The 19621-nt window shown below is 37.4% G+C and carries 19 protein-coding genes; 9 read left to right on the forward strand and 10 right to left on the reverse strand.

The features are described 5' to 3' along the window. Position 1 precedes the first annotated feature (1 nt). From WC623_RS14085 to WC623_RS14120, 8 genes are all read left to right on the forward strand, one after another. Complete coding sequence (locus WC623_RS14085) at positions 2 to 706, forward strand: response regulator transcription factor (protein WP_015809248.1); 705 nt, start codon at positions 2 to 4, stop codon at positions 704 to 706. Continuing rightward, entirely contained in the window at positions 706 to 1221 is a 516-nt protein-coding gene (locus WC623_RS14090) for a hypothetical protein (protein WP_372852108.1), read from the forward strand. Before WC623_RS14085 ends, WC623_RS14090 begins: the two co-directional genes overlap by 1 nt. 23 nt (positions 1222 to 1244) lie before the next feature. Next, positions 1245 to 2270 carry a uroporphyrinogen decarboxylase gene (gene hemE / locus WC623_RS14095; RefSeq protein ID WP_372852110.1) on the forward strand — a complete coding sequence of 342 codons (1026 nt, stop codon included), beginning with the start codon at positions 1245 to 1247 and terminating at the stop codon, positions 2268 to 2270. A 4-nt stretch (positions 2271 to 2274) separates the two neighbouring features. Beyond that, a complete protein-coding gene (locus WC623_RS14100) occupies positions 2275 to 2823 on the forward strand; it encodes a CopD family protein (RefSeq protein WP_372852112.1) in 549 nt (182 codons plus the stop codon). Between the two features lie 73 nt (positions 2824 to 2896). Then, positions 2897 to 3640 carry an outer membrane beta-barrel protein gene (locus WC623_RS14105; protein ID WP_372852114.1) on the forward strand — a complete coding sequence of 248 codons (744 nt, stop codon included), beginning with the start codon at positions 2897 to 2899 and terminating at the stop codon, positions 3638 to 3640. Positions 3641 to 3668: 28 nt separating this feature from the next. After that, the gene (locus tag WC623_RS14110; RefSeq protein WP_372852116.1) at positions 3669 to 4661 is read left to right on the forward strand and encodes an ABC transporter ATP-binding protein; all 993 of its coding nucleotides are present in this window, start codon (positions 3669 to 3671) and stop codon (positions 4659 to 4661) included. Positions 4662 to 4820: 159 nt separating this feature from the next. Further along, complete coding sequence (locus tag WC623_RS14115; protein ID WP_372852118.1) at positions 4821 to 7388, forward strand: DUF5686 family protein; 2568 nt, start codon at positions 4821 to 4823, stop codon at positions 7386 to 7388. Positions 7389 to 7457: 69 nt separating this feature from the next. Continuing rightward, positions 7458 to 7766, forward strand: coding sequence for a GNAT family N-acetyltransferase (locus WC623_RS14120; RefSeq protein WP_372852120.1), 309 nt, complete (start codon positions 7458 to 7460; stop codon positions 7764 to 7766). Between the two features lie 9 nt (positions 7767 to 7775). On the opposite strand, the gene WC623_RS14125 is transcribed toward WC623_RS14120, so the two are convergent. After that, a complete protein-coding gene (locus WC623_RS14125; RefSeq protein ID WP_372852122.1) occupies positions 7776 to 8195 on the reverse strand; it encodes a hypothetical protein in 420 nt (139 codons plus the stop codon). A 193-nt stretch (positions 8196 to 8388) separates the two neighbouring features. On the opposite strand from WC623_RS14125, the gene WC623_RS14130 reads away from it, so the two are divergent. Beyond that, a complete protein-coding gene (locus WC623_RS14130) occupies positions 8389 to 9261 on the forward strand; it encodes a pirin family protein (RefSeq protein ID WP_372852124.1) in 873 nt (290 codons plus the stop codon). Between the two features lie 49 nt (positions 9262 to 9310). On the opposite strand, the gene WC623_RS14135 is transcribed toward WC623_RS14130, so the two are convergent. The 9 genes from WC623_RS14135 to WC623_RS14175 form a co-directional block, all read right to left on the reverse strand. Then, complete coding sequence (locus WC623_RS14135; RefSeq protein WP_349785767.1) at positions 9311 to 9721, reverse strand: hypothetical protein; 411 nt, start codon at positions 9719 to 9721, stop codon at positions 9311 to 9313. 77 nt (positions 9722 to 9798) lie between these two features. Further along, positions 9799 to 10776, reverse strand: a complete 978-nt coding sequence (locus WC623_RS14140; protein WP_372852126.1) for a glycosyltransferase — start codon at positions 10774 to 10776, stop codon at positions 9799 to 9801. Between the two features lie 7 nt (positions 10777 to 10783). Then, complete coding sequence (gene ilvA / locus WC623_RS14145; protein ID WP_372852128.1) at positions 10784 to 12031, reverse strand: threonine ammonia-lyase IlvA; 1248 nt, start codon at positions 12029 to 12031, stop codon at positions 10784 to 10786. Between the two features lie 117 nt (positions 12032 to 12148). After that, on the reverse strand, positions 12149 to 13207 hold the full coding sequence (leuB, locus tag WC623_RS14150; protein ID WP_349785764.1) for a 3-isopropylmalate dehydrogenase: 1059 nt from the start codon (positions 13205 to 13207) through the stop codon (positions 12149 to 12151). 101 nt (positions 13208 to 13308) lie between these two features. Next, positions 13309 to 14826 carry an alpha-isopropylmalate synthase regulatory domain-containing protein gene (locus WC623_RS14155; protein WP_372852130.1) on the reverse strand — a complete coding sequence of 506 codons (1518 nt, stop codon included), beginning with the start codon at positions 14824 to 14826 and terminating at the stop codon, positions 13309 to 13311. 26 nt (positions 14827 to 14852) lie between these two features. Beyond that, a complete protein-coding gene (gene leuD / locus WC623_RS14160) occupies positions 14853 to 15449 on the reverse strand; it encodes a 3-isopropylmalate dehydratase small subunit (protein WP_372852132.1) in 597 nt (198 codons plus the stop codon). Positions 15450 to 15471: 22 nt separating this feature from the next. After that, positions 15472 to 16887, reverse strand: coding sequence for a 3-isopropylmalate dehydratase large subunit (gene leuC, locus WC623_RS14165; RefSeq protein ID WP_372852134.1), 1416 nt, complete (start codon positions 16885 to 16887; stop codon positions 15472 to 15474). A gap of 39 nt (positions 16888 to 16926) precedes the next feature. After that, positions 16927 to 18090 carry a 2-isopropylmalate synthase gene (locus WC623_RS14170; protein ID WP_349785760.1) on the reverse strand — a complete coding sequence of 388 codons (1164 nt, stop codon included), beginning with the start codon at positions 18088 to 18090 and terminating at the stop codon, positions 16927 to 16929. Between the two features lie 11 nt (positions 18091 to 18101). Beyond that, positions 18102 to 19589, reverse strand: a complete 1488-nt coding sequence (locus WC623_RS14175; protein WP_372852136.1) for an ATP-binding cassette domain-containing protein — start codon at positions 19587 to 19589, stop codon at positions 18102 to 18104. Positions 19590 to 19621 lie beyond the last annotated feature (32 nt).

Genomic DNA, 19621 nt, shown 5'->3' on the forward strand with positions numbered 1-19621 from the left:
TATGCAACAGAAATTAAGAATACTGCTGGTTGAAGATGAAGACCATTTATTAGACGCTATTAAATTAAATCTTGAGCTTGAGGGCTATAAAGTTCATGCCGTTAAAGATGGCAAAACGGCCCTGAAAGTTTTTAAGGAAGAACGTTTTAACTTGATTATTCTGGATGTAATGCTTCCTGAAATGGATGGATTCCAGGTTTGTGAAACCATCAGGTTAGAAAATACTGAAGTGCCGATACTTTTCTTAACTGCAAAAAACACGAGTGAAGACAGAGTAATGGGACTTAAAAAGGGTGCTGACGATTACCTTGTAAAACCATTTAATCTTGAAGAGTTAATATTAAGGGTTGGTATCCTGGTTAAACGTAGCATGAAAGCTGATGATTTAAAAGAAATCAATTCTTATAAAATTGGTGATAAAACTATTTATTTCAATTCATTTGAATTGAAACAAGATGATGGTGTTATTGTGCCGCTTACTAAAAAAGAAACCATGTTGCTGAAATTACTTATTGAACGTAAGAATGAAGCGGTTTCACGTGAGCAGATTCTGGAAACAGTTTGGAACTATGATGTGTATCCTTCTACAAGAACGATAGATAACTTTATCTTGACTTTCCGTAAGTACTTTGAACCAGATCAGAAAAATCCTGTATATTTTCATTCTATCAGAGGAGTTGGTTATAAATTCACTGATATTCATTAATGTATAATTCAAAAGGCAGATATGCCCTGATGGCAGTTTTTACTGTTGCAGCGTTGGTATGTCTTTTTTATGCGCAATACCAGCTGGCATCCTTTGCCGGCTTTTTGTTTGGCTTTATTTTATGGAGCCATTTTAGACATAGCTCGGTATTGTTAGCTTCTAAATACTTTAAAAATGGTGATCATGAAAGAGCTGAAGAGCTGTTGAATGAGGTGCCGAATGCAGACAGGCTAGCAAAAAACAGACGTGGGTATTATGAGTTTATGCGGGCAAACATTGCTTTAAAAAAGGAAGATTATGCCGCTGCTGAATTTCATTTTCAAATAGCCAGCAGATTTCCCTTAGGCGGAAAGAATGATAAAGCTTTTGTAATGATCCATTTAGCTAATCTGGCATTAAGAAAGAAAGATAAGGTACGTAGCAATGCTTATCTTGAAAAAGCTAAAGAGCTTGCAGTTACGCCCAAAGCACAAGAAATAATTATTAAAATAGAAAAAGAAGTAAACAGTTTATAAAAGAATAGAGGAGAAATTAAGAAGTGAAGAACACGTTATTTTTAGATGCGGCATTTTCAAAGCAAACAGAACGTCCACCGGTATGGATGATGCGTCAGGCAGGTCGTTTTATGCCAGAATATTGGGAAATCAAAAACAAATATTCCTTTCTGGAGATGTGTAAAACACCTGAAATTGCTGCTGATGTAACGATGCTGCCTGTTGATTTGTTAGGCATTGATGCGGCCATCCTGTTTTCAGATATTTTGGTAACAGGCGAGGCGATGGGTGGTGACCTTAGTTTTACTCAAGGTGTTGGTCCGAAGTTTGCCAATCCGGTGCGTACTATGCAGGATGTTGATGCCCTTGAGGTTGATGTTTTGGATAGGTTACAATATGTTGCTGATGCAATTAAAGTGATACAGCAGCGCTTAAATGGAAGTATTCCATTAATCGGTTTTGCTGGTGCTCCATTTACAGTAATGAGTTACCTGGTAGAAGGTGGTTCATCAAAAGATTTTAAATTAACCAAGTTGTTAATTCATAACCATCCGGAAATTGCTCATAAATTACTGGCTAAAATTGCAAAGGTTACTGTTGATTATCTAAATCTGCAGATCGCTGCTGGCGTAAATGCTGTACAGCTATTTGATAGCTGGGCACTGGCTTTATCATGGAACGATTATCAGGAGTTTTCGCACCGTTATAATAAAGAGATTATTGCTGGATTGAATAGGAAAGATGTTCCTGTAATTTCTTTCTGTAAAGGTAGTTCTGTGTTTGCTCCAATTATGGCTGAAGCGAATCCGGATGTAGTATCGGTAGACTGGAATGCAGATCTTTTAAATATCAAGAACATTTTACCTGCAGGTATGGCAGTTCAGGGAAACTTAGATCCTCATATTTTATATGCTGAAAAAGCAGTAATTAAGAAAGAGATTCTTCGTTTATTTGAGCGTATGCGCGGTCAGAATGGCTTTATCTGTAATCTTGGTCATGGTATCATGCCTGACATTCCTTTTGATAACGTGAAATACGCAATAGAAACAATCAAGGAATTCAGATACTAGTTCAATGGATCAATACTATTTATACGTCCTTTCTGTTCATATTATCTTTGTGGTAAGCTGGATGGCAGGTCTGTTTTATAGTGTACGTTTGTTTATTTATCATACTGAGGCCAATGACAGGCCTGAGATTGAACGAAATATCTTACAAAAGGAATACGAAAAAATGGAGCGTAAGCTCTGGTATATCATTACTACACCTGCAATGGCATTAACTGTGCTTGCAGGTGTATCGATGGTTTGCATCAGACCATGGCTCTTACAATTGCCTTGGTTTCATGTAAAGTTAGGGTTTGTATTGGGGCTTTTGGCTTATCATTTTATTTGTCAGCGTATTATGAACCAGCTGAAAATGGGTACATGTAGGCTCAGTTCCTTTAAGCTTAGACTATGGAATGAGGTGGCCACCATTTTGTTAGTCGCTATTGTTTTCACTGTTATTTTAAAAAGTGCAGTTGATTGGGTATATGGTCTTATTGGGCTTATCGTTTTTGCTGTGGTGATTATGATGGCTGTAAAGTGGTATAAACACTATAGAAAGAAGCATGATTGCTAAAAATAATCTATCTTTATAATGTAAACCTGACATTATGAATAGCGTTTCATCTGGTATTTAAAATTAAAAGATAATGAGGTGTAATTGTTTAACAGCCCTGTTAACCGGAGTACTGGCAATAGTAATTTCATTTAATACATTTGCTCAACAGGATAGTGTTAAAGCAAGCGAGACTAATGCCAATCCTAAAGGGTATTTAGTAGGAGGAATTACCTTTACACGTTTCGATATTGGCTTTACTCGTATGGTAGATAATGGTAGTTTCACGCTATCTCCAGCTAATGATTTTCTAGATTATAAAGAATTTAAATCAAGCACAGTTTCTTTTGATGTATTGGATTATGGATATAGGTTCAATTCTAACTTTAAGGTATATCTTGCTGCAGGGTTAGACTGGACAATGCTCCGGTTAAAAAGGAATATTACCATAAAAAGAAATACTGATGTATTAGATTACGATCCAGAATCTGGTATTGAATTTTCTAAAAATAGGTTTTCCAGCTTTTATGTGCATATACCTTTAGGATTTCAGTTTAGAACAAATGAAAATGCTAATGGTAAGCGCTTTTATTTTGTTGTAAGTCCTGAAGTAAGTTTTCTGATCAACGGAAAAGTAAAACAGAAAAGCGAGGAAAATGGCAAACAGAAATTTAGAGATGACTATAACTTCGAGCCTGTTCGTTTGGGTGGTTCAGTGCGATTAGGTTATGGCTGGATTGGCCTTTTCAGTAAATATTATTTCAATGATATGTTTGACAGTGCTCCACAGGCAGGTTTAAAAAACATGTCGTTTGGTATAACCTTTGGATTAAATTAAAATCCCATTTTCTGCTATCTTTGCCAATGTGGAAGAACCTATCATATCTGTAAAGAACTTAACAAAACAACATCAGGCAGAACAAGCATCAGGAGTTAGTAACATTAGCTTTGACATTAAAAATGGTAATGTAGTTGCCATTCTTGGTGAAAGTGGGAGTGGCAAATCTACTCTGCTTAAGTGTATTTATGGCTTGCTTAAAGTTGATGAAGGACTAGTTTCTTTTAAAGGGAAGCGTATTCCAGGACCAGATGAGCAACTGATTCCTGGTCACAAGGAAATGAAGATGGTTACGCAAGACTTTTCACTGAATATCTATGCTAAGGTGTATGATAACATTGCTTCCATGCTTTCTAATACTAATGTTCAGGTTAAGCAGGAAAAGACGTTTGAAATCATGCGGCATTTGCGTATTGAGCATCTTAAGGATAAGAAGATCACTCAGCTCAGCGGGGGAGAGCAGCAACGTGTAGCCATCGCTAAAGCAATGGTGAGTGATACAACCGTATTGTTGCTTGATGAACCGTTTAGCCAGGTTGATGCTTTATTAAAAAATCAGTTACGTGCTGATATTAAAAGAATTGCTGCAGAAACAGGTGTTACCGTCATTATGGTGTCTCATGATCCTGCAGATGGATTGTTCCTGGCAGATGAATTATTGATTTTAAAAGATGGTAAGTTATTACAATCTGGAGCACCTGCCCACGTATACAATCATCCTGATGATATTTATACCGCCCAGCTTTTGGGTAATGCGGTAACGGTTAATATAATTGATGCAGAAAAGCTAGGCTTAGATATAAAAACCGGAACTGCGGTTTTTTATCCGGAATGGGTAGAATTGAAAAGTTCATGGAATAGCAGGCGTTTTGAGGTCAAAGATGTTTACTATAAAGGTTTTTATGAAGAATTATTGCTGGAGAGAAATGGTGTGATGATCAGAGCCATTCAGTTAAATCGTGGAGAACATAAAAAGAATGATCATGTACAGGCAAATGTCACCCGATTTTTGTCATTATAACTACATAAAAATCAATCAATAAAAGTCATTTTTCATATTCGTGTCATAACACATATACATTTGCTTTTTCCTGACTTTATTACTTAAATATTCAGAAGTTGAGTATTAACTTTGCAGTGCTTAATAAGTTTTAAGCAAATAATTAAAGCAAAGCAGCAGATGTATCAACCGCATCCATATTCTATATTTAGATATATTTTTATATTTCTCCTTACTTTAACGGCATTGCCTACTTTTGCGCAACAAACAGCAGTAAAGGGAGTGGTAACAGATGCTGTTACTAAAGAAACCATACCCTATGCCTCATTTATGATAGTAGGGACTAGTAAAGGTGGCCGAACCGATATTGATGGGCGTTATAATATTACCATCGAAGGGAGTTATACCCAACTGCAGTTTAGCTATGTAGGTTATAAAACTCAAGTTAAGACTGTAAAAGCGGGAATTACACAAGTAGTTAATGTGCAGCTTCAAAATGAAGCGATGCAAATGAATGAAGTGGTTATTAAAGGAAGTAAAAAGGCCCCTTACCGTAATAAAGACAATCCTGCAGTAGAGTTAATCCGTAAAGTAATTGCTAATAAGCCGAAAAACCGGATGGAAAGCTATGATTACGTGGAATATAAAAAGTATGAAAGAATGTTGTTTTCTATGAGCAATCTTTCAGATAAGTTTAAAAACAAAAAGGTATTCCGCAATTATCAGTTTCTTTTTGAGGAACAGGATTCTACAAAGATTGGTGGTAAAAATCTTTTGCCTGTATTCCAGCAGGAAAAGCTTTCTGAAAATTACTATCGTAAACATCCTGAGAAAATGAAAACGGTGGTAGTTGCTGATAAGCAGGTGAACTTTGATGAACGTTTTATTGATAATAAGGGATTGACTTCTTATTTCGACAGGATGTATCAGGATATTGATATTTATGATAATAACATTTCTGTAGTAAGTAATCTTTTGTTAAGCCCTATAGCAGATGGCGCGCCAGGCTTTTACAAGTTCTTTATTACAGATACTATCAGAACTCATCAGCCGCAGTTAATCGAATTATCTTTTACGCCGAGAAACAAAATGGATATGTTGTTTGAGGGGAAACTATATGTTACGATGGACGGTAATTATGCTGTACAGAATGCATATCTGACCGTAAACAAACATATCAATCTTAATTTTGTCAGAGGTCTTGAAGCTAAGCTTGAATTTGAACAGAATCCTGATCAGCGTTATCACCTGAGCAAAAGTAATCTGATTGTTGATTTTGGAATCCTTAAAAAAGGTGGAACCGGATTTACTGGCGAACGTACAGTGACTTTTAAGGATTATACAGTTAATCAACCTCCATCAGAAAATGTTTATAAAGGTGCAGAGGCATTAGTTGTAGTTCCAGATGCTACTAAAAAAAATGAACAATACTGGGCAAGCATCAGACCAGAATCAGTTAATGAAAGCAGTACTAAAATCTATCACAATTTAGATACTTTGCAGACCATACCTTCTTTCAAAAGAACTATGGATATTGTTACTTTATTTGTTGCTGGTTATAAAGATTTCGGACCTTTTGAGATGGGGCCTGTAAACACTTTTTATAGTTTTAACAGTGTTGAAGGATTTCGCGCAAGACTGGGAGGAAGGACTACAACAAAACTTAGTAAAAGGTATTATTTTGAAACGTATGCTGCCTATGGTTTTGACGATCAGAAGTGGAAATACTTTTTAAGTGGTACTTATTCTTTAAACAATAAATCTATTTATTCTTTTCCTCAGAACTATTTGCGTGCAAGTTTTCAGCGTGATACTAAGATTCCAGGACAGGAGTTACAATTTGTTCAGGAAGATAATTTCCTTTTGTCTTTTAAAAGGGGGGAGAATGATATGCTATTGTATAATGATTTTTATAGGTTCGACTATGTACGTGAGTATGAGAATCACTTCTCTTATAGCGTAGGTTTACGCAAATGGAGCCAAACTCCAGGTGGATCTTTATACTTCAATAATTCAGCACAAAATCTTTTCTCAAGAACAAATCAGATCAATACATCTGAGGTTAGTGTGAATTTGAGGTATGCTCCGAATGAGAAGTTCTACCAGGGTAAAATTTATCGCACTCCTTTGGTGGATAAGTATCCTATATTTAACCTGCGTTATACAGCTGGATTGAAAGGGGTTTTAGGTGGTGATTATAATTACCATAATTTTATGGGTAGTGTAGATAAACGTTTTTATTTATCACAATTAGGATATACTGATGTAACTGTTGAAGGTGGCTATAATGTAGGAAAGATACCTTTCCCATTATTGTCTATTCACCGTGCGAACCAGACTTATGCTTATCAGCTGCAATCCTATAATCTGATGAACTTTCTTGAGTTTGTAAGTGATCATTATGCTAGTATCAATATCGATCAGAATTTTAATGGGTTCTTCTTTAATAAGATCCCTTTGTTGCAACATTTAAAATTAAGGGAGGTAATGTCATTTAAAGCACTATATGGCGGGTTAAGAAATGAAAACAATCCTGATAAGAACCTTGATGCCATGCAATTTGTGCGTAATGACGACGGACAGCCTATTACCTATGCCTTAGACAGAGGTCCATATATGGAAGGAAGCGTTGGTATAGGAAATATTTTTAAAGTGCTTAGGGTAGATGCTGTTAAGCGTTTCAGCTACCTTGAAAATCCTAATGTTTCAAGCTGGGGTATTCGTGCAAGGGTAAAGTTTGATTTTTAATATTCCAGGTAATACTATCAATTTATTCAGGTAAATTAGTGGTGTAATTTTTATTCTAATTGAACAGCTATGAATGAAGAGTATCTTAAGCTACCATTGATGAAAAATCAGGTAGATATGCGTTTTGAATTAAAAGTTGATGGTTATACTGCTTTTATTGACTTTAAAGAGCATGGCAAGAAGATATGGCTAATCCATACCGAAGCACCTGAGGAATTGAAAGGAAGAGGTGCTGCAACTGCTATAATAGAGAAAACCTTAACTTATATAGAAGATAAGGGATATAAACTGATTCCATTGTGCCCATTTGTTGCAGCATATCTGAAGCGACATCCTGAATGGGAGCGGGTGTTAGATGAAAGTGCTAAACCTTTTTAGCCTTCGATACTAATCGAAGGCAACCTGATCAGGTCCGGAGACTTTACTAATATGACAGGCGCATTTGCCACCCTTAACATTGACTACGACAGATTTAGTCTGGTTGGTTGCTACTGATGTGGCAGTTATTTTTAGATCATCTCCTTCTTCAGAGAGACTTTTAGTATTTCCATCATCTGCAAATATATAAGTCCCTCTTTCTACAGTTAGATATCCGGTTATTGTAGGATATTTTTTATCTCCTGTTCTTTGGTTAACTACGGAAAAGTCTTTGACTTCTGTACCAACACCTTTATTATCTACAAATTTTATATATAAGGAGACAAATTGTTCAGTACAGACCATATTTCCACATTCTGATTCAGGTGTCTTTTTTTTACAGGAAAGGAAAATGGTAGTCATTAAAATCGCAAATAGTATTTTTTTCATAATTTGTTGGTTTTAGGTTAAAACGGGACAAATCATTAAAACGCTACAAATCGACAAAATACTTCTTATCCTACATCAATTGTTAACACTGTTAACCTCGGTATATTTGTATACTTAAAAAAAAGAATATTATGAAACCTGCACAAGCATTGCTTTGTAAGTTTCATAGCCATTAAAAAGAAAGTGTACAATTATGAAAAAGTTAATCGAAAAAATCGTGACAAATTCTGGCCGACCTCATATGGTTGGTGATGGTTTCAGGGTATTTAATTTAATACCAGGAGCAGGCATTCCACAGGAGAGGATAAGTCCATTTTTACTGTTGGACTTTAATCCTGAGTATGATTTTGGCCCATCAGACCATTTAAGAGGAGTAGGAGTGCATCCTCATAAAGGTTTTGAAACTGTAACTATTGCGTATAAAGGAAGTGTTGCTCACCATGATAGCACTGGTAGCCACGGAATAATTAAATCAGGTGATGTGCAATGGATGACAGCTGGAAGTGGTATACTTCATAAAGAGTACCATGAGCAAGAGTTCTCTAAAAGAGGAGGACCTTTTGAAATGGTCCAGTTATGGGTTAACCTTCCTAAAAAAGATAAATCTACAGCACCACATTATCAGGAGTTAGCCGCTGCTGGAATGGGTAAAGTAGAACTGCCTGAAAATGGGGGAGTAGTAAATGTAATTGCTGGTAACTTTAATGGTGTTGCTGGTCCTGCTGAGACTTATAGTCCCGTAAACTTGTTCGACCTTAAGCTAAATGAAGGAGCAGAAGTAACTACTTCAATCCAATCGGGCCATAATACTGCTTTATTGGTTGTAAACGGTAGTATTCAAGTAAATGGAGAAATAGCAGGAGAACACAATTTTGTATTGTTTGCAAATGAAGGTGAAGAAATTCACATTAAAGCGAACCAAAAAAGTGTGGTGTTGATTTTAAGTGGTGAGCCATTAAATGAACCGATTGTTAGCTACGGACCATTTGTAATGAATACTGAAGAGGAAATCAATCAGGCTATTGCAGATTTTAACCAAGGTAAATTTGGCGTGTTGGCCGATTAAAAAAAAGGTTAGGAATTATATAATTCCTAGCCTTTTTAATTTAATGTGTTTAGTCAATTATCTCTGAATCAACCAATACGATTTTCGCTCTGATTGTTCCTACAGGTGGGTTGATTTTAGCTCCAAGTGCGTCTTCAATAAATATAACTACATATCCTGGTTCAGAAGTGAAATTGTAAGATATACCTTGCACAACGTTTGGTAGTGCATCATAAACTTTTCTTTGTGGATCAAAAGATAACGATGCAATCACTCCACCCGATTGATTGAAGTTTTCATCATTTTCAGGTACATTTATAGTAGTAGAATAAGTGTATCCATCATCTGTAGTTTTCCAGGCGCTAGTTGGAATGTCATATAGGATAGTTCTCGGATATATTTGAGGCACATAGTTATCCTTCTTACACGATACCAGACCTAGCGTGGCCGTGCATAACAATAATAATATAAGTTTTTTCATGTGTTGTGTGTTTGCATTTCTTATAGCAAATTTATTGCCACAAAAATATGCTTAATTCTTATTCGGCTTCTCAATTACTATCTTAAAGGTAAGTATTTATCCGTAACACTTTGTAGTGTAGGTTGGATAGAGTGTATTTCTTCCTTATTCAATACCTTTTCATAAAGCTCCAGGTAATTGTTAGCCATTTTTTGCAGACTAAAATTATCCATTACATAATCATGGCAAAAGCGATTGTTAAACTGATTTACCTCTCGAAGCCCTTCCACAAGCACCGATTTATCATCACTCAACAAACCCACTTCAGTGCTCACCAATTCGGGTAAAGAGCCATAAGGTGTGGCAAAAACCGGGCAGCCATAATATAGACTCTCGATAATCGCAATTCCAAAAGGTTCATGCCATAAAACCGGAAAAAGAAGCGCTTTAGACTGCTGCATTACAGCCGCTTTCTGCTCATTATTTACCATTCCTTTAAATCGGACATTTAAATTAGGAGTAAAACGAAAGCCCATTTTTAAGTTTAAACGACTACCACCTAAAACTACCAGCTTGTTATTGCTCTGACTCGCCATGTCAATTGCAGCTTTTACATTTTTAATGCGCCATGCAGCCTTAGCAAGGAAATGCATGTGCAGGCGTTTTTGTGATAAATCGGGTTTCGGATAATCATCCGGATCAAGGCCATGATGTACAAAGGCTACAGCACCATGGCGACTAGCATGGTTACCGGAAACAAATACAGAGTTTTTATCCAGTTGCTCACCATAAGCTGGATTGCCGTGGACAGTTATGAGGTATGGCTTCTTGTTAAAGCCATTTACTTGGTAATTAAAATGAACAACATCTATATCATCGGGTACTTGTTTGTTCATGTCTAAACCAGGGTCATAAACTAAAACCCTGGCAAATGGACAGCTGGATCCAGCAGATACCAGATAGGTAATTTGATGTCCTAATCTGCTCAGTTCCTTCCCGAGCCACCAGATCACTCTTTCAGTACCGCCATATTTTATCGCCGGAATCTGGCTATTATTTACAATTAATATCTTCATGATCTTATCAGACTAAATATTCAAATAAAGTCTGATCGTTGTTCAGTTCAATGATTTCAAACTTAAACTCTTTCATTCTTTTTACCAATGAATCATAATCAGTACGGTTAGCCAATTCAATACCTACCAATGCCGGGCCATTTTCTTTATTCGTTTTTTTAATGAATTCAAAACGGGTAATGTCATCATGCGGACCTAATACATTGTTTACAAATAGTTTTAACGCACCTGGTCTTTGTGGGAAACGAACAATAAAGTAATGTTTAAGACCTTCATATAATAAAGATTTCTCTTTGATCTCTTGCATGCGCTCAATGTCGTTATTCCCTCCACTGATTACACAAACTACCTTTTTGCCCTTTATTTTATCGCGGTAAGCATCAAGTACAGCAACAGATAAAGCACCTGCAGGTTCTACAACAATTGCATCCTCATTATATAATTTTAAGATCGTTGTACATACTTTACCCTCGGCTACCAGTAATACATCATCCAGTACTTTAGTACAAATCTCGTAGGTAAGCTTTCCAACACATTTTACAGAAGCGCCATCCACAAAACGGTTGATTTCTGGTAAGGTAACCGGACCACCAAGTTCAAAAGCCTTTAGCATGGAAGGAGCACCTTCAGGTTCAACACCTGCAAGTAAAATCCCGGGCTTTTCAGTTTTTAGATATTGCCCGACACCAGCCGAAAGACCACCACCGCCAACAGGCATAATCACTACCTCAACACCAGGTAAATCTTCCAGAATTTCTACGCCAACTGTCCCCTGGCCTTCAATGATACTATAATTATCAAAAGGAGGGATAAAAGTCATATTGTGTTCTTGGGTATATGCCAATGCTTCCTTTAAACAATCATCAAAGGTATCACCAACTAAAACAAGCTCCACGCTGCCATTTCCAAACATTTCTGTTTGTTTTACCTTTTGCTTAGGGGTAATCTCTGGCATAAATATTACACCCTTTGTTCCTAGCTTATTACAAGAAAATGCAACACCTTGAGCATGGTTACCCGCACTTGCACATACAATTCCTCTACTTAGTTCTTCTGGACTTAAGCGACTAATCATATTGTAAGCTCCGCGTAGTTTGTAAGAGCGTACTACCTGTAAATCTTCACGTTTCAGGTAAATTTCACAATCGTAAGCTTCAGATAATTTTGCGTTGTAAATAAGTGGGGTATGCTTTACAACCTGTGCCAAGCGCTGAGCAGCAGCTTTGAAGTCTAATTTATGATTAAAGTCAGTCATTTTTTATGAAAAATATAAAAGGTTATCTGAAAGGTAGACGAAGCGTAGAAATTGCACAACGGACATATCTTTCGGATAACCTTTTTATTTGTATATCCTAAGGATATACAAAGATAGTTATATGTTAGCAGCCAACCAATCGCCTACTTCGCTGGTTTTGTATGCTTTGTTTGTTCCAGATAAATCCTCTGTTACAATACCTTCTGCAAGTGATTTGTTTACTACTGTTCTGATCAATTCTGCTTCTTCTTTTAATCCGAAAGCATCTTCAAACATCATAGCAGCCGATAATACAGTAGCCAAAGGGTTTGCAATATCTTTACCAGCAGCTTGTGGATAAGAACCATGAATTGGCTCAAATAAAGAAGTATGAACACCAATAGAAGCCGAAGGCATCAGACCCATAGAGCCAGAAATTACAGAAGCTTCGTCAGTTAAAATATCACCAAAAAGGTTTTCAGTAATCATTACATCATAAGAACTTGGCCATTGTACCAAACGCATTGCAACTGCATCTACAAATTCATAGCTTACAGTAACCTCAGGATAGTCTTTTTCCATATCCTGTACAGTTTCTCTCCATAAACGTGATGATTCCAAAACGTTGGCTTTATCTACGCAGCAAAGTTTTTTGCTACGGGTCATAGCCATTTCAAAACCTAATTTAGCTAAACGCTGAATCTCAGCTCTGGTATAAGTACAAGTATCAAAAGCAGTGTTACCATCGTCTTTTCTACCTCTTTCACCGAAATAAATACCACCTGTTAATTCACGAAGGATAATCAAATCTGTACCTTCAATACGCTCTCTTTTTAAAGGAGAGTTGTCAATTAATGAAGGGAATGTGAAAGTAGGACGTACGTTTGCAAATAAGCCTAATTTCTGACGCATTTTTAATAAGCCTTGCTCAGGACGAACAGTAGCTTTAGGATCATTGTCAAAACGTGGATCACCTATCGCACCAAACAATACTGCATCAGCAGCCATACAGATTTCGTGAGTCGCATCCGGATATGGTTCACCAACAGCATCAATCGCCGCAGCACCGGTAATACCTGAAGTCCATACAATCTCGTGGTTAAATTTCTTTGCTACCGCATTCGATACTTTAACAGCCTGGTCAATAACCTCTGGGCCAATTCCATCTCCTGCTAACAGAGCAATATTAAGTTTCATCTTTTATCTTTTTTAGTTGTTAAATTCAGCCTTTAATTATTCATTCCAGGCTCAAATATTCTTGGTTTAAAATTGTTTTTTGATTGCGCTAAAATACAACCTTAAATGATGTTTAACATTTTCTGAGTTGCTTTAATCGCACAAACAGTCTGATCTGAGTCTAGCCCACGTGTGATAAATACCTTCTGATCTGTTTCCCAGGTAATGATAGTTTCACAAAGGGCGTCAGAGTTACTACCAGGTGCAATCCTTACTGCATAGTCGATCAATTTAGGCAGATCTTTTTGCTGCTTGTTATAAACCTTTGTTAAAGCATTCATAAAAGCATCAAATTGTCCGTCACCTTGTGCATGCTCTTCAAACAGGTTTCCGTCAATTAAAACAGAAATCGTTGCAGAGGGACGAAGACCCATTGAGTTTGTCAGTACGTATGACTGTACAACAACGTGTTCTTCATATAGACTACTGTCTAATACATCAGAAATGATATAAGGAAGGTCTTCTTTAGTAACTGTTTCCTTTTTATCTCCTAGTTCAATAACCCTTTGTGTTACCTTTTTCAGATCCTCATCATTTAACTTCAGACCTAGTTCCTGCAGGTTTTTTTCAATATTAGCTTTACCGGAAGTTTTTCCTAAAGCATAGCTACGTTTTCTTCCAAAACGTTCAGGTAACAGATCATTAAAATATAAATTATTTTTATTGTCGCCATCTGCATGTATTCCCGCAGTTTGGGTAAATACGTGATCACCAACGATAGGTTTGTTAGAAGGAATTCTTACTCCTGAAAATGTTTCTACCAGTTTACTAACCTTGAAAATTGAAGACTCTTTAATCTGAATATCAACCTCTGGCGTAAAGTCTTTAATTACTGCTACAGCACTTGCTAATGCTGCATTTCCTGCTCTTTCACCCATGCCGTTTACGGTTAAGTGTAAGCCACTTATCCCAGCTTTTACGGCTTCCAGAACATTCGCTGTTCCCAGATCATAATCATTATGTGCATGGAAATCAAAATGGATAGTTGGATATTTTGATTTCAGTTCTGCAATAAACTTATAGGTCTCACCTGGTGTTAACACACCCAGTGTATCAGGTAATAAAATTCTTTTTACAGGCTGGGTCGATAAAAAGTCAAGGTACTGAATTACATACTCCGGAGAGTTGCGCATACCATTGCTCCAGTCTTCCAGGTAAACATTTGTAGAAATCCCTTTAGAAGCAGCAAGATCAACAACATGTTTAATCTCTGCAAAATGCTGTTCAGGAGTTTTTTTAAGCTGATGTGTTAAGTGATTTAAAGAACCTTTGGTTAACAGATTCTGAACTTTAACCCCGGCGTTGATCATCCAATCGATGGAAACACCATTATCAACGAACGACAATACTTCAATCCGATCAGCATAACCATTTAGCTCTGCCCAGTTAAGAATAGACTTCACAGCCTGAAATTCTCCATCAGATACACGTGCAGATGCAATTTCAACTCTGTCTACATGGAGTTCCTCTAATAGCAATTGGGTTATGGTTAACTTTTCTGAAATGGAGAATGACACTCCCGATGTTTGTTCACCATCGCGGAGTGTAGTATCCATTATCTCTATTTTCCTTTTTTCCATTTAGTTTGGTTGATATTTTCTTTCTACTAAAGCGGAAGATGCTTAGCGAATTCCTCAATTTCTGGTTTGATGCTTTGTAAATAATCTATATCATCAAAGCCATTCATCATGTTGTCCTTTTTATAAGAACTGATGTCGAAAGTTTCTTTTTCACCAGTTGCTAATAATGTGATAGTCTGCTCAGGCAGATTTACTTCCAATTCAGTATTAGGATCAGCAAAAATTGCAGTGAAAATCTTTTCAGCAAATTCAGGGCTAACCTGAACAGGTAGTACGCCAATATTCAGACAGTTGTTTCTAAAAATATCAGCAAAAAAGCTTGATACTACACATCTGAATCCATAGTCATAAACAGCCCATGCAGCGTGTTCTCTTGATGAACCTGAACCGAAGTTTTTACCACCAACTAATATTTTACCACTGTAAATTGGATTGTTCAATACGAAATCTGCTTTTGGCGTATTATCAGCATTGTATCTCCAGTCGCGGAAAAGGTTATCACCAAAACCAACACGTTCCGTAGCTTTTAAAAAGCGTGCAGGAATCAATTGGTCGGTATCAACATTCTCAATAGGAAGCGGAACCGCAGTGCTTCTTAAGGTATTAAATTTATCGTAAGCCATTTTTAATCTTTAATAATTTGTGTTAGACAAGTTCTTTAATGCTCTCTATTAATGTTCTTGGGTCTGTAACTACCCCCGTAACAGCAGCAGCAGCAGCAACAAGCGGACTAGCCAGCATGGTTCTGGAACCTGGACCTTGTCTGCCTTCAAAGTTTCTGTTTGAAGTACTTACCGCATATTTACCTGCAGGAATCTTATCATCATTCATTGCTAAACAAGCAGAACAACCTGGCTGACGAAGCGTAAATCCTGCTTCAGTTAAAATATCAAGTATACCTTCTTCTTTAATCTGTGATTCTACAATATGAGAACCCGGAACCAACCATGCCGTAACATGATCAGCTTTATGTTTGCCTTTCACGATAGAAGCAAAGGCTCTGAAATCTTCAATACGACCATTAGTACAGCTACCAACAAATACAAAATCAACTGGCTTACCGATCATATGATCTCCTTCAGAGAAGCCCATGTAGTTTAAAGATTTAGCATAAGTCTCTGCACCACCTTCAACCTGATCAGCATCAGGAATGTCCTGAGAAATACCAATACCCATTCCAGGGTTAGTACCGTAAGTGATCATTGGTTCAATAGAAGAACCATCAAATGTTAATTCTTTATCAAAAACAGCACCTTCGTCAGTTTTTAAGGTTTTGTAATACGCTAATGCTTTATCCCAAGCTTCACCTTTAGGGCTAAACTCACGACCTTTTACGTAGTTGATTGTAGTTTCATCCGGAGCAATCATACCACCACGGGCACCCATTTCAATACTCAAGTTACAAACCGTCATACGGCCTTCCATAGTCATGTTTTCAAAAACATCACCAGCATATTCTACAAAATATCCGGTAGCACCAGAAGTAGTCAGCTTAGAAATGATAAACAATGCAACGTCTTTTGGAGTAACACCTACACCTAATTTTCCGTTCACGTTGATACGCATTTTCTTAGGTTTTGGCTGCATAATACACTGCGTAGAAAGTACCATTTCTACTTCAGAAGTACCAATACCAAAAGCGATAGCACCAAAAGCACCATGTGTAGACGTGTGTGAGTCACCGCAAACAATTGTAGCACCAGGTTGGGTAATACCATACTCCGGACCTACAACGTGAACGATACCATTTTTCTGGTGACCTAAGCCCCAGTGACTGATACCATATTCATTAGAGTTAGACTCCAATGCCTTCAATTGGTTTGCAGAAAGTGGATCTGCAACTGGTAAATGTTGATTAATCGTTGGCGTATTGTGATCTGCCGTAGCAAAAGTACGCTCTGGATATAATACACTTATGCCTCTGCTTTTTAAACCTAAAAAGGCAACAGGGCTGGTCACTTCGTGAATAAGATGGCGATCAATAAAAAGCACATCAGGGCCACCTTCTATCTTACGTACTACGTGAGTGTCCCACACCTTATCAAATAATGTCTTGCTCATTTTTTTGTTTTTATTATAAATTCAATGTTGTAAAAAGGGCTATGCCATTTGTTGTTTGCCCATCATCAACAAAAGATCCTGGTCATTAATATCTAATTTCTGGTCAGCAACAGTAAGGAAACGGTGATAAACTTCAGCCAATTCTTCTTTACTCAAATTAAAGCCTAAACGCTCTAAATGGAACTTCAAAGCATGTCTGCCACTGCGTGCGGTCAATACAATACTCGCATCAGGAAAACCTACATCTTCCGGGCGGATAATCTCATAATTCTCGCGGTTTTTCAGGAAACCATCCTGATGGATGCCAGAGCTATGTGCAAAAGCATTGCTGCCAACAATAGCCTTGTTTGGCTGTACTGGCATGCGCATTTGTGAGCTTACCATACGGCTCAACTCATAAAAATTCTTTGTATTGATATTGGTATGTAACCCCAATACCTGGTGTGTTTTTAAAATCATGACCACTTCTTCAATAGAAGTGTTACCAGCACGTTCGCCAATACCATTAATGGTACCTTCAATCTGGCGTGCACCATTTTGTAATCCTGCAATTGAATTTGCTGTAGCTAAGCCCAGGTCATTGTGGCAATGCACGGAAATAATTGCTTGATCTATGTTTTTTACGTTTTCTTTCAAGAACTTGATTTTGCTGCCATATTGATCGGGCAAGCAATAACCATTGGTGTCAGGGATATTCACTACTGTTGCACCAGCAGCAATTACAGCTTCAACCATTTGTGCAAGGAAACGAACGTCGGCACGACCAGCGTCTTCTGCATAAAACTCAATATCTTCAACTGATCTTTTTGCGTATTTAACAGCTTCAACAGCACGTTCCAATATCTCTTCACGAGTACTGTTGAATTTATTTTTAATGTGCATGTCAGACGAACCGATTCCTGTATGGATCCGTGGACGTTTTGCAAATTGTAGTGCAGCAACAGCGGAATCAATATCACCTTTATTTGCACGGGTTAAGGCACATATAATAGGTTCAGATACTGCTTTTGAAAGCTCAACCACACTTTGGAAATCGCCAGGGCTTGATATAGGGAATCCTGCTTCAATAACATCCACGCCAAGTGCTTCCAGCTCTTTCGCAATCTCAATCTTTTCCGGAGTCGTCAATTGGCAACCCGGCACTTGCTCACCATCACGTAATGTGGTGTCAAATACATAAACTCTATTCGGATCGTGTAACATAATTTTCTTTTTTAGTTTGTGTAGGTATGTTCCATAGCATACTCAATAAGGGTTTCTATAGATTTTACTTCGCCATTTTCTAATAATATTCTCTTTTCAATGCAGTTTGGTATCTGGGCTTCAAAATGACCAACATAAATCAATGTAGTTCCATTTTTACATAACTCATCAACAAGCTTATTAAAGTGTATCGTCTGCTGCTGATCTAAACCCTGGCAAGGTTCATCCAGGATTAATATTTCCGGGTTTTTAACAATCGTTCTGGCTAGCATAGCCAGTCGCTGTTTACCTAAAGGAAGTTCATTCATCAGGGAATCTTTATATTCGTTCAAACCGAAATAACTGATCAGTTCATCAGTTTGTACTTTTTTAGAATATCCAGGATCGCAGAACAAACCAGAGCTGTCATAAAAACCAGATGCAATACTTTGCCATACAGTTGCCGACGGGTCAAAGTACCAGTGTAATTCAGGAGAAATCAAACCAATCCGTTCCTTAATCTCCCAAATACTTTCGCCACTACCTCTCTTATTTCCGAAAAGGTAAAAGTTGTTGGCATAGGCCTGTGGATGATCACCGCAGATTAAACTCAGTAAGGTTGATTTTCCAGAGCCATTGTGACCATGCAATACCCACTTTTCACCTGGTTTAACTTCCCAGTTTATATTTTTTAATACTTTTTTCTCACCATAACTGATGTTTACATCTACCATTTTAATGATCTCGGAGGATGTAGAAGCAGAGATGTCTTCTGTTAAGAATTTAGGAACAGCCATGCCACTTACTTCAATTTCCTTTAAGCTGCGTTCATCAGCAGAAATCTCTACCAGTTGACCGACTTCAATCTTCGCAATGCGATTAATGCAAGCAGGCAATTCAGTTTCATTACTGATTAAAATCAGCTGTGTTCCAGCCTCGGTAATTTCTTCTAATAAAGCATTTAAATTCTGACGGGAAAGTGTATCCAGTCCGTTGTAAGGAAGATCTAAAATCAACAATTGGGGTTTTAACCATAAGGCTTTCACCAATTGTAATTTTTTATGTTCTCCGCTTGATAACTGTATGAGTGTAGCATTCACCAATCCCGAAAACCCTAAAGCCGCTAAAATTGGTTCCGCTTCATGATAAAGCAAACCGTGTTTTTTACCGAAGCTCTCCAACTCAGCTTTTACACTGGCAGTGGTTTCTGTAGATTGTTTATTGTAACGTTGTTGATAATAGAAATTAGACTGGCCTTCCAGGTCTTTGAACTGGAACCAGTTGGCTACGTAATAGACCATAGCAGGCAAGCTGCTTTTAGGATCAAAACCGATTTCGATATTTCCGTAACTATGAGTCAGACCAGCAATGGCCTTAGCCAATGAAGTTTTGCCACTTCCGCTTTCGCCGCATAATAACCAATGCTCATTCCGATTTATAGTCCAGTTCAAACCCTGCAATACAGGCTTGTGCTGGTACTTCAAATTGAGATTGGCGATTTGGACGACGGGTTGTGACATATTTCGTGTTTTTATAAGCCGCTACATCAAAA

The organism is Pedobacter sp. (assembly GCF_041645105.1).
GTDB lineage: Bacteria > Bacteroidota > Bacteroidia > Sphingobacteriales > Sphingobacteriaceae > Pedobacter.

What these genes read in the sequence shown, in the direction of transcription:
- WC623_RS14170 (WP_349785760.1), bottom strand. Translation starts at nt 18,090, where the DNA reads ATGTTACACGATCCGAATAGAGTTTATGTATTTGACACCACATTACGT.
- WC623_RS14100 (WP_372852112.1), top strand. Translation starts at nt 2,275, where the DNA reads ATGGATCAATACTATTTATACGTCCTTTCTGTTCATATTATCTTTGTG.
- leuD (WP_372852132.1), bottom strand. Translation starts at nt 15,449, where the DNA reads ATGGCTTACGATAAATTTAATACCTTAAGAAGCACTGCGGTTCCGCTT.
- WC623_RS14140 (WP_372852126.1), bottom strand. Translation starts at nt 10,776, where the DNA reads ATGAAGATATTAATTGTAAATAATAGCCAGATTCCGGCGATAAAATAT.
- WC623_RS14125 (WP_372852122.1), bottom strand. Translation starts at nt 8,195, where the DNA reads ATGAAAAAAATACTATTTGCGATTTTAATGACTACCATTTTCCTTTCC.
- WC623_RS14085 (WP_015809248.1), top strand. Translation starts at nt 2, where the DNA reads ATGCAACAGAAATTAAGAATACTGCTGGTTGAAGATGAAGACCATTTA.
- WC623_RS14115 (WP_372852118.1), top strand. Translation starts at nt 4,821, where the DNA reads ATGTATCAACCGCATCCATATTCTATATTTAGATATATTTTTATATTT.
- ilvA (WP_372852128.1), bottom strand. Translation starts at nt 12,031, where the DNA reads ATGACTGACTTTAATCATAAATTAGACTTCAAAGCTGCTGCTCAGCGC.
- WC623_RS14120 (WP_372852120.1), top strand. Translation starts at nt 7,458, where the DNA reads ATGAATGAAGAGTATCTTAAGCTACCATTGATGAAAAATCAGGTAGAT.
- WC623_RS14155 (WP_372852130.1), bottom strand. Translation starts at nt 14,826, where the DNA reads ATGGAAAAAAGGAAAATAGAGATAATGGATACTACACTCCGCGATGGT.
- WC623_RS14135 (WP_349785767.1), bottom strand. Translation starts at nt 9,721, where the DNA reads ATGAAAAAACTTATATTATTATTGTTATGCACGGCCACGCTAGGTCTG.
- WC623_RS14090 (WP_372852108.1), top strand. Translation starts at nt 706, where the DNA reads ATGTATAATTCAAAAGGCAGATATGCCCTGATGGCAGTTTTTACTGTT.
- leuC (WP_372852134.1), bottom strand. Translation starts at nt 16,887, where the DNA reads ATGAGCAAGACATTATTTGATAAGGTGTGGGACACTCACGTAGTACGT.
- WC623_RS14175 (WP_372852136.1), bottom strand. Translation starts at nt 19,589, where the DNA reads ATGTCACAACCCGTCGTCCAAATCGCCAATCTCAATTTGAAGTACCAG.
- leuB (WP_349785764.1), bottom strand. Translation starts at nt 13,207, where the DNA reads ATGAAACTTAATATTGCTCTGTTAGCAGGAGATGGAATTGGCCCAGAG.
- WC623_RS14130 (WP_372852124.1), top strand. Translation starts at nt 8,389, where the DNA reads ATGAAAAAGTTAATCGAAAAAATCGTGACAAATTCTGGCCGACCTCAT.
- WC623_RS14105 (WP_372852114.1), top strand. Translation starts at nt 2,897, where the DNA reads ATGAGGTGTAATTGTTTAACAGCCCTGTTAACCGGAGTACTGGCAATA.